This window comes from Parabacteroides sp. MSK.9.14 (assembly GCF_019041495.1).
Taxonomy (GTDB): Bacteria; Bacteroidota; Bacteroidia; order Bacteroidales; family Tannerellaceae; genus Parabacteroides; species Parabacteroides merdae.
In genome coordinates this window covers 18,235-32,373 of the sequence record NZ_JAHPXO010000019.1, presented here as the reverse complement: position 1 = coordinate 32,373, position 14,139 = coordinate 18,235, and the positions used below count along the sequence as shown (strand labels likewise).

Annotated in this window: 13 protein-coding genes; 3 read left to right on the top strand and 10 right to left on the bottom strand. The window is 47.3% G+C overall.

The genetic code is table 11. The features are described 5' to 3' along the window. Positions 1-135: 135 nt before the first annotated feature. Together KTG12_RS11495 and KTG12_RS11490 are read right to left on the bottom strand one after the other, a co-directional pair. Positions 136-1,827 carry a tetratricopeptide repeat protein gene (locus tag KTG12_RS11495; RefSeq protein WP_046452252.1) on the bottom strand — a complete coding sequence of 564 codons (1,692 nt, stop codon included), beginning with the start codon at positions 1,825-1,827 and terminating at the stop codon, positions 136-138. A 243-nt stretch (positions 1,828-2,070) separates the two neighbouring features. After that, positions 2,071-3,729 (bottom strand): trypsin-like peptidase domain-containing protein, encoded by a 1,659-nt coding sequence (locus KTG12_RS11490; RefSeq protein ID WP_138273046.1) that lies wholly within the window; start codon positions 3,727-3,729, stop codon positions 2,071-2,073. Between the two features lie 127 nt (positions 3,730-3,856). On the opposite strand from KTG12_RS11490, the gene KTG12_RS11485 reads away from it, so the two are divergent. Both KTG12_RS11485 and KTG12_RS11480 read left to right on the top strand, forming a co-directional pair. Continuing rightward, entirely contained in the window at positions 3,857-4,294 is a 438-nt protein-coding gene (locus KTG12_RS11485) for a PepSY-like domain-containing protein (RefSeq protein WP_138273045.1), read from the top strand. A 28-nt stretch (positions 4,295-4,322) separates the two neighbouring features. Continuing rightward, the gene (locus KTG12_RS11480) at positions 4,323-5,165 is read left to right on the top strand and encodes a PepSY-like domain-containing protein (RefSeq protein WP_005635584.1); all 843 of its coding nucleotides are present in this window, start codon (positions 4,323-4,325) and stop codon (positions 5,163-5,165) included. Between the two features lie 203 nt (positions 5,166-5,368). Here the strand turns inward: KTG12_RS11480 and cobC are convergent, their stop codons facing one another. The 8 genes from cobC to KTG12_RS11440 are packed head-to-tail and all read right to left on the bottom strand — an operon-like array spanning position 5,369 to position 11,885. Next, a complete protein-coding gene (gene cobC, locus KTG12_RS11475) occupies positions 5,369-5,902 on the bottom strand; it encodes an alpha-ribazole phosphatase (RefSeq protein WP_122204560.1) in 534 nt (177 codons plus the stop codon). Between the two features lie 12 nt (positions 5,903-5,914). After that, complete coding sequence (locus KTG12_RS11470) at positions 5,915-6,667, bottom strand: adenosylcobinamide-GDP ribazoletransferase (protein ID WP_005635588.1); 753 nt, start codon at positions 6,665-6,667, stop codon at positions 5,915-5,917. Between the two features lie 28 nt (positions 6,668-6,695). Next, a complete protein-coding gene (gene cobT, locus KTG12_RS11465; RefSeq protein WP_155144077.1) occupies positions 6,696-7,733 on the bottom strand; it encodes a nicotinate-nucleotide--dimethylbenzimidazole phosphoribosyltransferase in 1,038 nt (345 codons plus the stop codon). Between the two features lie 15 nt (positions 7,734-7,748). Continuing rightward, positions 7,749-8,264: a bifunctional adenosylcobinamide kinase/adenosylcobinamide-phosphate guanylyltransferase gene (locus KTG12_RS11460; protein WP_022322470.1), complete on the bottom strand. Its 516-nt coding sequence runs from the start codon at positions 8,262-8,264 to the stop codon at positions 7,749-7,751. 4 nt (positions 8,265-8,268) lie between these two features. Further along, positions 8,269-8,874 (bottom strand): S4 domain-containing protein, encoded by a 606-nt coding sequence (locus KTG12_RS11455; protein ID WP_022322469.1) that lies wholly within the window; start codon positions 8,872-8,874, stop codon positions 8,269-8,271. Positions 8,875-8,889: 15 nt separating this feature from the next. Next, complete coding sequence (gene cbiB, locus KTG12_RS11450) at positions 8,890-9,843, bottom strand: adenosylcobinamide-phosphate synthase CbiB (protein WP_022322468.1); 954 nt, start codon at positions 9,841-9,843, stop codon at positions 8,890-8,892. Between the two features lie 56 nt (positions 9,844-9,899). Then, complete coding sequence (locus KTG12_RS11445) at positions 9,900-11,186, bottom strand: cell wall metabolism sensor histidine kinase WalK (protein WP_022322467.1); 1,287 nt, start codon at positions 11,184-11,186, stop codon at positions 9,900-9,902. A 12-nt stretch (positions 11,187-11,198) separates the two neighbouring features. Then, the gene (locus KTG12_RS11440; RefSeq protein ID WP_046452255.1) at positions 11,199-11,885 is read right to left on the bottom strand and encodes a response regulator transcription factor; all 687 of its coding nucleotides are present in this window, start codon (positions 11,883-11,885) and stop codon (positions 11,199-11,201) included. A gap of 170 nt (positions 11,886-12,055) precedes the next feature. On the opposite strand from KTG12_RS11440, the gene KTG12_RS11435 reads away from it, so the two are divergent. After that, the gene (locus tag KTG12_RS11435) at positions 12,056-13,696 is read left to right on the top strand and encodes a fumarate hydratase (protein WP_046452256.1); all 1,641 of its coding nucleotides are present in this window, start codon (positions 12,056-12,058) and stop codon (positions 13,694-13,696) included. The last annotated feature ends 443 nt before the right edge of the window (positions 13,697-14,139 follow it).

The following is a 14,139-nucleotide window of genomic DNA, read 5'->3' as shown; positions in this document are numbered from 1 at the left end:
ACGATTGGGAAATAGATCAGTTTCCTCATGGCAATCACTGTTTTAATTCTTACGAAAATGCGTTTCCTGGTAAGAACAAAAAGGCCGCCTTTTTTTACAGAGGCGGCCTTTCGGATATATGGAATAAGTTTGTTATTACTTAACCAATGCAGCGAATTCGCTGTTAGTTGCATATTTTGCAAATTCCAGGTCGATAGCAGCTTCTTTAGCCATAGCCTTATCAGCAGCGATAGCAGCTTTCAGGTTGCTGATAACTGCGTTAGCGTCGTTTGTACGAGCAGCTACGATAGCTTTCAGGTAAGAAGTTGTAGCGTCGGGTTTAGCAACTGCGTTCAGAGTTTGAGAAGCTTTGCTGTAATCCTTAGTCAGGATCTGAGCCAAAGCAGCGTTGTTAGACTTAACTGAACCGAAAGAGTTAGCGGCCTTAGCCCATTCGCCCTGTTCCAGATACAGAACACCCAGAGCTTCGCCTAATTCAGCAACGCCTGCTGCGCTACCGAACAACTGTTGAGCCTTAGCCTGGTCACCCTTAGTCAGAGCGATCAAACCTAAGTTCATGTTAGCTTCCGGATTAGCTTTTACAGAGTTTGATTTGTTGAACATCTGTTCTGCCTTAGCCAGGTCGCCGGTACGGAATGCCATCATACCGATGTTGTTCCAAGTGCGGTAGCAGTTAGGATACAGTTCAGAAGCCTTTGTATAGATAGCCATCTTTTCTGCGTCGTTGTTAGTCAGAGTAGCAGCGTACAGAATTTCTTCGATGTTCAGTTCAGAAGGATTGCTCTTGGCTAATGCGCTGATTTCGTCATCAGACTTGCCGATGATTTCGATGTTGGCAGTCAAACGAGAACGACGAAGTTGCGGCAAGATTGTTTCTGCCAGATCAGAGTAAACAGCAGAGATATTCTTGATTTCTTTTTCTCTTGTTTCGGGATCCTGGTACATAGAGATAACTCTCAGTACGAGGTCTTTATCTTGCAAGTTAGATGCAGCTACCAATTCTTTGAAGCCTTCCCAGTCCTGAGCAGTGTAACGAGCGTCAACCGGAGCGTCAACCTTCATCTTCTTCAATTCTTTAGACAGGTATTTGCTTGTGTTGCCTTCACGTCTTTCAGCTAAGCCAGTGTTCAGTTTAACACCACCATCAGGAGAAGCGTAAGCAGAGATTTCGATTGCTACGTTCTGGTTAGGAGCTTCGTCTGCATTCTTAACAAGTTCTTTCCATTCTTTGATTGCGTCAGAGTTCAACTCTTGAGCACGCAGGTTAGCCTGTTGGATAAGGAACATGATGTTTGCGTCGTGAGCTTCTTTGATGATACGTTGGAATTTGTCTGCTGCAATAGCTGCATTAGCAGTAGCTGCGTCAGCCAGTTCGGATGTAGCGATCACACCTTCTCCGATTTTTACATCCGGCAATTTAACTGTCTTGTTCTTGATCTTTGCGTCGAAAGTCAGATACAATTCAGATTTCTTCATTTCCGGTTTGTAAGTGAAAGCAGATTTCATGGTTACGTTAGCACCTTCTTTCTGTGGGATAACTTGGTTGTTGCCCTTTACTTTTTCACCTTGGTAAGTGTAAGATGTTCCCCATGCTTCACCACCGGCATAACGAAGAACCGGAGTTACGGTTACAACAGCTTTTTTGTTGAACCATTTTGCAGGGAATGTGGCATTAATAGTCACAGGAACTTTGCCTCCGATGGCCTCAAGCGGCTGCGGTTCAGCTTTGATGTACTCTTCAGCTAACGGTTTCAACTTGTTTGAACAAGAAGAAAAAGTCAGAATTGCTGCCAATACGAGGAAAGGCATTAAATACTTTTTGTTCATAATTTGATGTAAGTTTAAAATGTTACTATGTTTATATATTCACTTTCAAATATCCCTTAGCCATCAAAGTGCAAAACTAAAGCATTTTTTTGTTATGAAGAGCAAACAAGAGATAAAATCTTTCCAATTAATACTTATTAATGAATCTTGTCTCCATTTTTTTCAGTCTGATGTCAAAACAGATAGGAAATGAATTCGGTGAATCCTTTCGGATTTTGTCTAACCCTTATTGTCAAATTTTAATCAAAACAGGGCTTTTTGAGTATAAAGTTTGTTATTGTAAACAATTTTCACGATATATATGCCGGCCGGGATCGAACCAATCGGCAAGGTCGTTTGTTGCCCGGTGATGGAATAATTGCGTATAGCCTTTCCTGTGAGCGAAACAAAGGTGAGGGAGGCCCGGCTGACGGGAACTGCAAAGTCGATGTGGATCGTATGCCGGTATCTGTCGACAGACAGGCTGACATCCGTTGCCGCTTCTATGTGCTCGTTGGCCGTTCCGCTTCCTTCGTTCGGATCCATTCCGTTGCAACTGCGAGCTGTTACTCCGATAGGATCGAGCCAGTATTTGAGCTGCTTGCTACTATCGGCCGGTTCGGACCAGCTTTTTTGTATGGAGAAAAAGAAGTCTTCGACCGGATTGAGACAGCTGGAAGCACCGCCTGTCAAGCCTCCGATGATCCGGTTGTCGCTATCAAAAAGGGGAGAACCGGACGAGCCTCCGGCTGTACATCCTGTCGCCCAACGGGCTACCTTCCAATGTGAATTTTCATTGAAGTCGGTAACCTGTATTTTATAGGTCGTCAGCTCTACGTTTCCTTCGGCGAGGTTAAGCCTCTTGAGCGATCCGCCCGGATGGTGGATACACGTATAAGGAGCTGTCCCCGCATCCAGAGCGTTCCAGCCGGCATAATAGGCTCGGTAATCGGCGGGTGGTGTGTCCTGCAATTCCAGTAATGCCATATCCGTTGATTCATTCACAGCCCGGAAATGGGCCGAAGCGATTGTCTGGTCAGTACGTCCAGGTTCAACCGGACTGCATTGGGGGCTGTTGTAATTGAAGTAACAGACAATATTGCCTGCCACCTCTTCATAATCTGGGTTTTTGATCTGGAACTGGTTATTCAAGCAATGCGAGGCTGTAAGGAGGTAAGGTTTTCCGTCGTTAGCCATGTTGTTGACAAGCGTTCCCGTGCAACCGGTCGTCCCGTTGATAATCATCAGGACTACGCTGCGTTCGATAGCGTCGTAACGGGTTGTCGAATCCTGGTAGCAGGCGATGACCGGCATACATCTGAAAGCCGCAAAGTCGGGCTGCGGTTCCGAGAGTCTGAGGTTTCGATAGCCGTGGTTCACCTCGCCGACCGCGAGTTTTCCAGGGAAAGCGGTTTTCGCCGGTTCTTGGTATTCGATGATCAACTCGTCTCCCAGGATCGGGGCCACGGGCAGAATACCACGTTCCGAATTGTTCAGGTGGTTGAACGAGCCCAAGACTTCCGATTGGTCGCTATTGTACAGGAATACGCGTGCGCCTTCGGGCAGATGGTATTTACTGAACATTATATTGAGGGAGAGCGCACCTTCGGAACGTATCCCGAGTCGCCAGACCTTTGTCCCGTCGGACAGGGTGAAATGGACTCCGGAATTCTCCGGCGTATAGTCTGTCACGAACTTATAGGCAAAGCGGAATCCATTCCGTAGGCCGGTCGCTTCTAGCGAGTCGAGCCGGAGCTGTTCCGCCAGGTCGAATGGGGGCATTGTAATAAACATATCCTCTGTCAGGCTTTTTGTGGCCGTGAGAGGGAGTGGCTGTCCTCCGTGACTGATCTGTGCCTTGACGGAAACACCGAGAAACAGGCATAATCCGAAATATATTATAATAATAAGATGCTTTGCCATAATAGCGACAAATATACGATTTTAGGAAAATAATCAGCTATTTCAGATTCATTTTAAAATTGCTCCTGATATTTGTCCTGTCAAAAGATTAGACAGATAAAAAGTAGAACTATAAAAGATGAATGAAATGAAGAAAATTTTAGCACTGTTAGTTTGCCTGCTTACCATAAGTACGGGCGTTTGCGCGGACGATGACCGTCCGGTTCGTTTCGACCAGCTGCCCGCTAAGGCACAGGCATATGTAAAGAAATATTTCCCACAGGAAAAGGTGGCGCTGGCAAAGATGGAAAAGGATTTTTTCGACAAGAAGTATGAAGTGATTTTTGCCAACAGCAGCAAAGTGGAGTTCTTTAAGGACGGAACTTGGAAAGAAGTGGATTGCAAGTATTCCACTGTTCCCGAAGCTGTCATTCCCGAAGCCATCCTACGCTATGTAAAGGCTACTTATCCCGATCATAAGGTCGTTAAGATCGAAAAGGAAGACCGGGGGTATGAGGCGAAACTTGCCAACGGTATGAAGCTGGAGTTTGACAATAAGTTTAACTTGATAGATATAGACAATTAATTAAGAACCGATTTTAAATAGAAATGGTATGATAAAAAATGTATTTTTACTTGCGGCACTATCTCTGTGCCTGTTCCAAAGTTGTGACAATGATGATAACGAACCGGTTCCCGGTTATGTGAGCGCCGAAACCAAAGCTGCTTTTGACGAAAAATATCCTGCGGCAAAAGATGTGGAGTGGGAGACGCGTAACGATTATTTGATTGTGGATTTCAAACAAGATAAGGTAGAGAAGGAAGCTTGGTTCGACAATAGCGGAACTTGGTATATGACGGAAACGGATATCCCTTTTGCACAGCTTCCCGATGCGGTGAAGACTGCTTTCCAGCAAGGCGAATATTCGACTTGGAAAGTGGACGATGTGGATATGATCGAACGCCGGGATGTCGAGACCGTCTATGTGATCGAGACGGAACAGGGCAATAGTGAGGTGGATCTTTATTATTCTCCGGACGGTATCTTGGTGAAAACCGTTCTCGATGCGGGTGGGAACGATGGATATGAAGATTTCATCCCGTCACAGCCTTCCTCTTCCGTAGATGCTTATGTCAAAGAACATTATCCTTCTGCCCGTATCTTGGATATCGACCGGGAAAAAGGTGTTACGGAAGTTGAAATATTGGATGGAACAGTTTGCCGCGAACTCCTGTTCGACGATGGAGGCGCTTGGATGCAGACTAAAACGGAACTTCGTATTACAGCGCTGCCGGACGCGGTAATGGCTGCTATCAAGGCTTCGCAATATGCAACCTATAGGATCGACGATGCTGATTTCATCGAGACTCTGACTGGCGAATGGTATCTCGTTGAACTAGAATCCGGCAAGCAGGAAGTGAAACTTCGCATAGACGCTACCGGAAAGATATTGTAGAAACCTACCGTTATCGCTTTCAGGTTCGTGAGAGAAAATTGGACATGGTATCCGGTATATCGGAGATAATCCGGCTTTGTTTTCCAGCCACCAAACAGGTGATAGCCCGTTCCCATGTCCAAAACTTAGTATTTGCAGTCGTGTAGGAGATGTGCAGTAGCATCCAAGGTAATTAGTGCTTCGGAGAAACGGACGCATGTTGCTTAATCCAATTCCAGCCTGATGACCGTTCCGTATGAAGGGACATTTTTGAATGCTTCTTTCAAGTCATATTCTCCGGCATAGACACGGGCACAGGTCAAGACTCCGCCATGTGCGAAAATGCATACTTTCTGCAGGCCACTTTCTCTTATTTCATTTAGGAAATGACTGACACGGTTATATTGATCTTGCAAGGATTCGCCCGAAGGAGCCGGAACGTTGATCCAGTCGTTGAACCAGGCTTCCGATCGAGGATCGGAGGATAGTTCATCCCAAGATTTCATTTCCCATTCCCCGAAGCTGATTTCCTTAATGCGGTCTTCCTTTTCTGCGTCTGGGTAGCCGCAATAGGTGGCGAGGCGGGTACAGCGTGTAAGCGGGCTGCTCCACACTTTGTCGAATGTATGGCCGGATAAGTTTTTTTTTACGGCTTCGGCTTCATCTTCGAATGAAGGACGAAGGGGAACATCGGTTTGTCCGTATGCATAGCCGGCGGGAATGTCGACGGATGTATGTCTGACCAGATAAATTTCCATGTAATATATGTTTTATATGATTGTCGTATAAATAACGGCTATCCCTAAATAGAAACTCAGTTCGCAAAGCAAAAATGTTGCTCCGCAGCAGTCACCTGTATAGCCTTGTATTTTCTTTTTCATTAGAGAGGTGAGAAAATAAAAGACAAGAACAGGCAGTAGACCTGCCAGGAGATAAACGGGTTCCGGCAGCCAGAACATCGGAATCAGAGCGGAGAAAAGGCAACATGTATATTCACTTGTAGTCATCCGGCTGTAGACCGTTTTGTTTTTGGCCTCTTCTTCCTTGCGTGCGTAGGGAAGCCTATTGATGATCATTCCGGCAACTCCTTTGGAAAAAGGATCGCCTGCCAGTATCGCACTTCCGGCAAGAGTCAGTGGCAGGCTGCTCAACAATGTATATAGAAGTGCAAAATAAAGAATCAACCCGATCACCCCGTAGCTTCCTATATGTGAGTCTTTCATAATTGAAAGGATACGTTCGCGCGAAGTCCCTCCCCCGAAGCCGTCGAAAAAGTCGGCAAGTCCGTCTTCATGTAGGCAACCGGTTATCAGCAGCCGGGTGACGATTGCCAATAGTACGGCAACACTTGCCGGCAGTATCAGTGAAGCTGTGTAAAGTACGATTACGGAAAGCCCGGCTGTGAGCCAGCCGACTAACGCCCAGCGGCTGACTACATTCTTGAAATATTCCGAAGGAACTTCAGCCAGTCGCCAGAATGGTAGCCGGGTGAAAAATATAAAGGCGGCAAGGATACGGAGCATGGATTGGAAATTAATAATTAAAAAGGAGTTAGAAATATTTGGTGATGGAGGCTTGCTGGAAGCTGTGCATCTCGTTGATCATGCGGATTGCCGAGTCCACAATCGGATAGGCGCATACGGAGCCGGAACCTTCACCCAGGCGTAAGCCGAGATTTAGCAACGGCTTGGCTTGTAGGATATCCAGTACACGTTTGTGTCCGGCCTCGTCTCCGCAGTGTCCGAATATGCAGTAGGGAAGCATTTCCGGATACAAGTGTGAAGCAGCCAGTACGCAGTTTGTCATGATAAAGCCATCTACCAGAATAACCATCTTCAATTCTGCCGCGCGGAGCATGCCTCCCACAGCCATCACCATCTCGTAGCCGCCGAAATAGCGGATTACATCCAACGTGCTGTTGTCTCCCTTGTAGTTCTCGAGTGCCTTTCTTAAGACATTATATTTATGTTTGACCCCTTCGTTATTCAAGCCGCTTCCGGCGCCTACGCAATCGATCAGCGGGATTCCCGTCAAGCAAGTCATCCACATACTTGATGCAGCGGTGTTTCCGATTCCCATCTCACCAAAACTGATCACGTTGCTCCCTTTGTCGTAGCAATCTGTGACAATGTCGGCTCCATATTGGATTGCCAATTCCATTTCGTCTTGTGTCATGGCCGCTTCATACAGGAAGTTACGGGTCCCTTTCCTGATTTTCCGGTTGATCAACTCTGGGATGGCAGGGAAATCGAAATCCACACCTCCGTCGACGATCTTGATTTCGAAGCCATGCTGGCGTGAAAGGAAACAGATGCCTGCTCCCCCGTTCAGGAAGTTATGTATCACCTGGCGTGTTACTTCTTTGGGGGATTTGCTGACGCCTTCATCGGCGATTCCGTGGTCGGATGCGTATATAACGTTGACCGGATGATGGAGCACCGGGGATAATGTTTGCTGGATCAGACCGATTTGGAGTGCAATTTCTTCAAGTGTACCCAGTGACCCTTTGGGTTTCGTCAGATTATCGATTTTGTCCTGCAGGGCTGTGGTGATAGCGGTGTCAGGTTTTTGAATGTTGAAAGAGATCATGGTATAGTGTTTTTATTATTTTACCTTCATGGGAATACCGCTCACCATGAAGACAACTTCGTCGGCACGGGATGCGATGTATTGGTTTAACCACCCTTGCAGGTCCGTGAACCGGCGTTGGACCGCATCGGGAGAAACGCCGCCTAATCCGATTTCGTTTGTGACGAAGATCAGGTAGGCATCCTGCTCTGTAAATTTATTAAATTCTTCTTTTAACTCGGCCAAGGAACGGTTCGTGTCACCTTCATTGTCGAAGAAAAAGTTCGTTCCCCAAAGAGTAACACAATCGATAACGACCACATGGCCGTTCAGATCGTGGCGGCTCAGGTATTTTTCTTCTTCGATATTCGTCCATTCCGGTCCCCGGTCGGCCTGATGGCGAAGTACACGCTCGCGGAACTCCTCGTCCCAGACACGTGATGTCGCCAGGTAAACCGGATTAGCTGTCAGTGACAAAGCAAGTTTTTGCGCATATCCGCTTTTTCCGGAACGTTGGCCGCCTGTCACTAAAACGATATGCTTTTTTCCCATTGTCTTATTCTCCTTTCGGTTTATTGCGGGCGGCAGCGCGTTTTGCCTTGTTGAGCGGGTTGTTCTTGCTTGTCTTGCGCAACGCTGCCGATTTTGGAGAAGAAGCCAAGCGTTGTGCAACGGCCGACCGTCCTAATGATTTGCCGAATTTGGGGCGCAAAGCTTCTTTCAGCATCTCTTTGTCGATGCCAGTCACCTTTGTTTCTTTTTTCGTGCTTTCTCCATTGCGTGCAGCATGGCGGGCGGCTGCGTATTTATTGTATTTTACATATTTGCCGGGGCGTAGGCCTTTTGAACCGGCTGCTGGAGAAGTTGCCTTCTTTTCGGAAGTCGCCGTAGACGAGGGCTTTGTCTTCTTCGCCTTTTTTTCTTGTCCGGCAAGTTCCAACTCTTGGATATTGATCCGTGCGGAAGATGTTTGTTTGCCCGTATGCTTTCCGATTCTAACTTGTATATCATCCAGCATGACGATATCGGCTTCGGTTACTTTCTGCCCGATATGAGGCAGGCTGCCGTTTACGGTGACACGTCCTTCTTCGATGAATTTGTCCGCTTCCCTGCGTGAACAAAGGCCGGAATCACTGATGAGCTTATTTAATCTTACTTCCATTTTGTACGTCTTTATTTAGTGGATAATTATTGATATTAAACAAACAATAAGCCCCATGAGAAGTTCGGCATTACTGTTTGTTTTGATGGCAATCAACATGTCTTCTGTTGTGAAAGTCCGTTCGTTGATCCCGATATAAGGCTTTTCTACCGGCTTCCCGAAATAATCGTGGGTTCCTCCGAAACGGCAATTCAATATAGCGGCAAGGGCAGATTCCGGATAGCCTGAGTTCGGGCTGGCATGAGCCGGACCGAAGCGCTTAACGAAATCCGTTTTGTTCAAGTTGCCGGAAACAGCCAGCATCAACCATGCTGTCAACCGGGCAGGGATATAATTGGCAAGATCGTCGAGCCTTGCGGCAATCTGCCCGAATTCTAAGTAACGTTCGTTTTTGTAGCCGATCATCGAATCGAGCGTATTCACCATTTTGTAAGCCATCATGCCGGGAAGTCCGAGCAGGGCAAACCAAAACATGGGAGCTATCACTCCGTCGCTCAGGTTTTCCGCGAGCGTTTCGAGAGCGGCGGCCCGTATCTCTTGTGGGGAGAGACGGGAAGTGTCGCGGCCTACGATCCGCCCGACCTGTTTGCGTCCTTCTTCCGTGCTGCGGTCTACTGCTTCGAAAACGGCTTTCACTTCTTTGACCAGCGTTTTTCCCGCCAGGCAGTAAAAGACGCCTATCCCGGATAGAATAGATGCTACTATCGGGTGAAAGTATCCGGCAAGCGCCAGTATCCGTTCGCAGAGCAAATACGTTCCGGCAACCAGTATGAGTGCCATGACGCCTCCTTTGACAGTCCGGTCGTTTCCTTTGTTCAGCGTCTTCTCTCCTAAAGAAATCACTTTGCCGAAACCAACAACCGGATGTGGCCATCCTTCAGGATCACCCAACAAGCGGTCTGCCAGCCATCCGCCGATGAACGGGAAGGCTTTTGCCATATAAAACGATTGATGGAACCAATAATACATAATAGTGGCAAAGGTAAAAATATAATTTCAGTTATGGAATCCATCGCCTATATTCCTTATGATTTATCGAGGTAAAATTGAAGGAGGAAGATATGCTCTTCACCCTGATACCGGTAGGAGATGTGCAACCCGTATTGACGACAAATCGCTTCGGCTATGGCGAGGCCGAGTCCGGTCGATTCCTTTTTCTTGCTCCCCTGGTAGAAACGTTCGAAGATATGCTCGCTGTCGAGAGGTACGGTTTGCCCTGTGTTGGCGATAGTCAGCGAGTCTGCCTGGATCGTGACACGGACGTGTCCTTTTTCCTTGTTATGGATAAAAGCGTTTTTCAGCAGGTTGGAGATGAGTGACTCCGCCAGTGTCTCGTTCATCGTTATCTTCAGTAGGCCCTGTTCCTCCAGTGAGATCTGGGCTTTGTAGTGGCTGAATATCTCTTTGTAATCATCTAACAGCCGTTTGACGATGCTGTTGATTTCGACCGGACGGCTGTCGGTGAATTGTCCGTTGTCGATCCGGGAGAGAAACAGCAGGGATTTATTCAGCCGGACGATGTAGTTCAGTGTATGCTTGGTCTTGAACAGTTCTTCCATTTGTTCCTCCGTCAGTTCCGTATTGTCGAGCAGCCATTCGATACGGTTGTTGCAAACGGCAAGTGGTGTTTGAAGTTCGTGCGATGCATTGCCGATAAATTGCTTCTGCTGTTTGAATAGTTGTTCCGAGCGTTCGACGGCTTGGGCTGCTGCTTCGTTCAACCTGCGGAATTCCGGAATACGGGTGTCGTTGGGAACAGGTCCGTGCTGTTTGCCCGGCAAATAACTGTCCAGCCAGTTCAGTAGCGCGTACAACGGGCGCAGGCTCCGATAGAACACCCAAATGCAGACCGTAAGCAGGGTGACCAGTAAAACAATATAAAGAAAGAGAATCCAGTTGGCGACGGCCTCACGTAAATCTTCTTTTTCAAAAGAGGGAGTCGAGACTTCCAGTAGGAAATAATTGTCATCTTTATCGGCGAAGATGGTCCGCAGCACACGTGCCGGTTCAGTCTCTTCCTTTTCCTTTATATATATGTCGGCATCGTAGTATTCGATCGCTGGGTATTGTCTGGCTTCTTCCCTTGTTATGGGACGGATGGAATAGCTGTTGTTACTCCCGTCGTTTTTCGAAGGAAGCTCTTTGCCGGCAAGTGAGCGGATGATGATTGTTTCGGAGTAGTCTTCCAATGCGTCATCTACTTCGTCGTTGATCTCGTCGATCATGGTGAAGTAAAAGAAAACCGTCCATACCGTCAGGACGGCCAGCAATGCCAGGGACAGGCGGATCAATATGCGGTAAATTAGTTTCATGTCTGTCGTGCCTTACTCCTCTTCGTTGATGACTAGTTTATATCCGAAGCCGTAGATGGAGCGGATTTCAATTGTTGCACCCGCCTTCTTTAGTTGTTGCCGCAAATTTTTGACCTGTGCATAGACGAAATGGAAACTGTCCGCCTGGTCGATATGGTCGCCCCAGACGGCTTCGGCCAGTACGGCCTTGTCGATGATATGGTTCGGGCGGTTGGCAAAATAGAACAGAATGTCATATTCTTTCTTGAGAAGTTCCAGCTCCTTGTCGCCAACGAATACCCGGAAACTATCCGGTTCGATCCGTAGGTTTCCCAATCGGAGGGAGCGCGAACCGTCGCCGCGCTGTCGTCTCAGTACGCTTTTGATCCGGGCGTTTAACTCGGCCAGGTGGAAGGGTTTCGGAAGGTAGTCGTCCGCTCCCTGTTCCAGCCCCAAGACCTTGTCCTCGATGGAGTCGCGGGCTGAGATGATGATGACGCTTTCCCGCTTCTGCTGCTCCTTGAGCATTTCCAACAGCTTCAGGCCGTTCCCGTCCGGCAACATGATGTCGAGCAGGATGCAGTCGTAGCTGTAGTCCGCTATTTTTAGGCTCGCTTCGTGGAAGGTACTCGCTGTTTCCACTACATATCGCTCTTTTACCAGTGTTTTTTGCATCAGTTCCCTGAGCGAAGGTTCGTCTTCAACTATTAATATCTTCATAAATATCACCTTATCTGTTTCCAAAGATACGAAGTGAATTTAAAATAAACTTGAAATGATCATTTTAAAAAGGCAAACAACTGTCGAATCTCATGATTTTTAATTAAGTTTGCCAGTCCGTTCAAGGATACGATTTTAAAACCAATATTATAAATTAAAATACAAACGCTATGGCAACAACTCCTTTCAAGTATCAGGCTCCGTTTCCATTGGGTCCGGATACAACAGAGTATTATCTGCTTACAAAAGATTATGTTTCGGTTTCTGAGTTCGAAGGAACCCCGGTTCTGAAAGTAGCGAAAGAAGGTCTTACGGCAATGGCTAATGCTGCTTTCCGTGATGTCTCCTTTATGCTTCGCCGCTCGCATAACGAACAGGTAGCTAAGATCCTGAGCGATCCGGAAGCAAGTGATAACGATAAATATGTAGCGTTGACTTTCCTGCGTAACGCAGAAGTTGCTGCTAAGGGTGTACTTCCTTTCTGCCAGGATACCGGTACGGCTATCATCCACGGTGAAAAGGGACAGCAGGTGTGGACCGGCTACTGCGACGAAGAGGCGCTTTCGTTGGGTGTCTATAAAACCTATACGGAAGAAAACCTGCGCTATTCGCAGAATGCTCCCTTGAATATGTACGACGAAGTGAACACCAAATGTAATCTGCCGGCTCAGATCGACATCGAAGCTACGGAAGGTATGGAATATAAGTTCCTGTGCGTGACAAAGGGTGGCGGTTCTGCTAACAAGACTTATCTGTACCAGGAAACGAAGGCAATCCTGAACCCGGGCACTTTGGTTCCGTTCATCATTGAAAAGATCAAGACATTAGGTACGGCCGCTTGTCCTCCTTATCATATTGCAGTGGTTATCGGCGGTACTTCGGCCGAAAAGAACTTGCTGACGGTGAAGTTGGCTTCTACACATTATTATGATGAATTGCCAACGACCGGTAACGAGTATGGCCGCGCTTTCCGGGATATAGAACTGGAAAAAGAAGTGCTGGCTGAAGTACACAATATCGGTTTGGGTGCACAGTTCGGAGGAAAGTATCTGGCACATGATATCCGTATCATCCGCCTGCCGCGCCACGGTGCTTCCTGTCCGGTCGGTTTGGGTGTCAGTTGTTCGGCTGACCGTAACGTGAAGTGTAAGATCAATAAAGACGGTATCTGGATTGAGAAGTTGGACAGCCATCCGGGCGAACTGATTCCGGCTGAACTGCGCGAGGCAGGTGAAGGCGATGCTGTCAAGATCAACCTGAACCAGCCGATGGCCGAAATCTTGAAAGAATTGGATAAATATCCGGTAGCTACCCGTCTGTCTCTGAACGGTACGATCATCGTAGGCCGTGATATCGCTCACGCCAAGCTGAAAGAACGCTTGGACCGCGGTGAAGACCTGCCTCAGTATATCAAGGATCATCCTATCTATTATGCTGGTCCGGCCAAGACTCCGACTGGTATGGCTTGCGGTTCCATGGGCCCGACGACTGCCGGTCGTATGGACTCGTATGTCGGTTTGTTCCAGAGCCACGGTGGCAGCATGGTTATGTTGGCGAAAGGTAACCGTAGCCAGCAGGTGACGGATGCTTGCCAGAAATATGGCGGTTTCTATTTAGGCAGTATCGGTGGTCCGGCTGCTATTTTGGCTCAGAACAACATCAAGAGCATCGAATGTGTGGAATATCCTGAATTGGGCATGGAAGCAATCTGGAAGATCGAAGTAGAAGACTTCCCTGCATTCATTCTGGTAGACAACAAGGGTAACGATTTCTTCAAACAGATCAAACCGCGTTGCACTTGTGGTAAATAAGACGTGCTTTACGTTCATATAAAAGGGAGGGAATGATTTTTTCATTCCCTCTTTTTTATTGAGATGTTTACAGCTTCCGTAGCTGGTAATACAGAAATGGACAGGTGGGTCAAACTTGTCCGGTTGGCGTTTGTCCGGAAGCGATGCTTGTTCTTTCCAAAAGGATATAGGCTTGCTTGGAATAGGCTATACCCTTTTTGTTTGTAGCCTATATCCTTTTTCCGGATAGGTTATAGGCTATTTTGATTAAATGTTGCGGATGGTTATTGCTTTTTCATTCACCTTGTTTTTCTGACTGTATGGATGGGGGGCAATGAAAAGCGAGGTGAAGCTGAAATCCCAGGGTGAAGGTGGAAAAAGATAGTGCCTTCACCCTGGGAATGTTTGAAATATATGGCATAGAGATAAGAGGTGAAGGATAAAAGGAAAGTTGCGTATAAAAA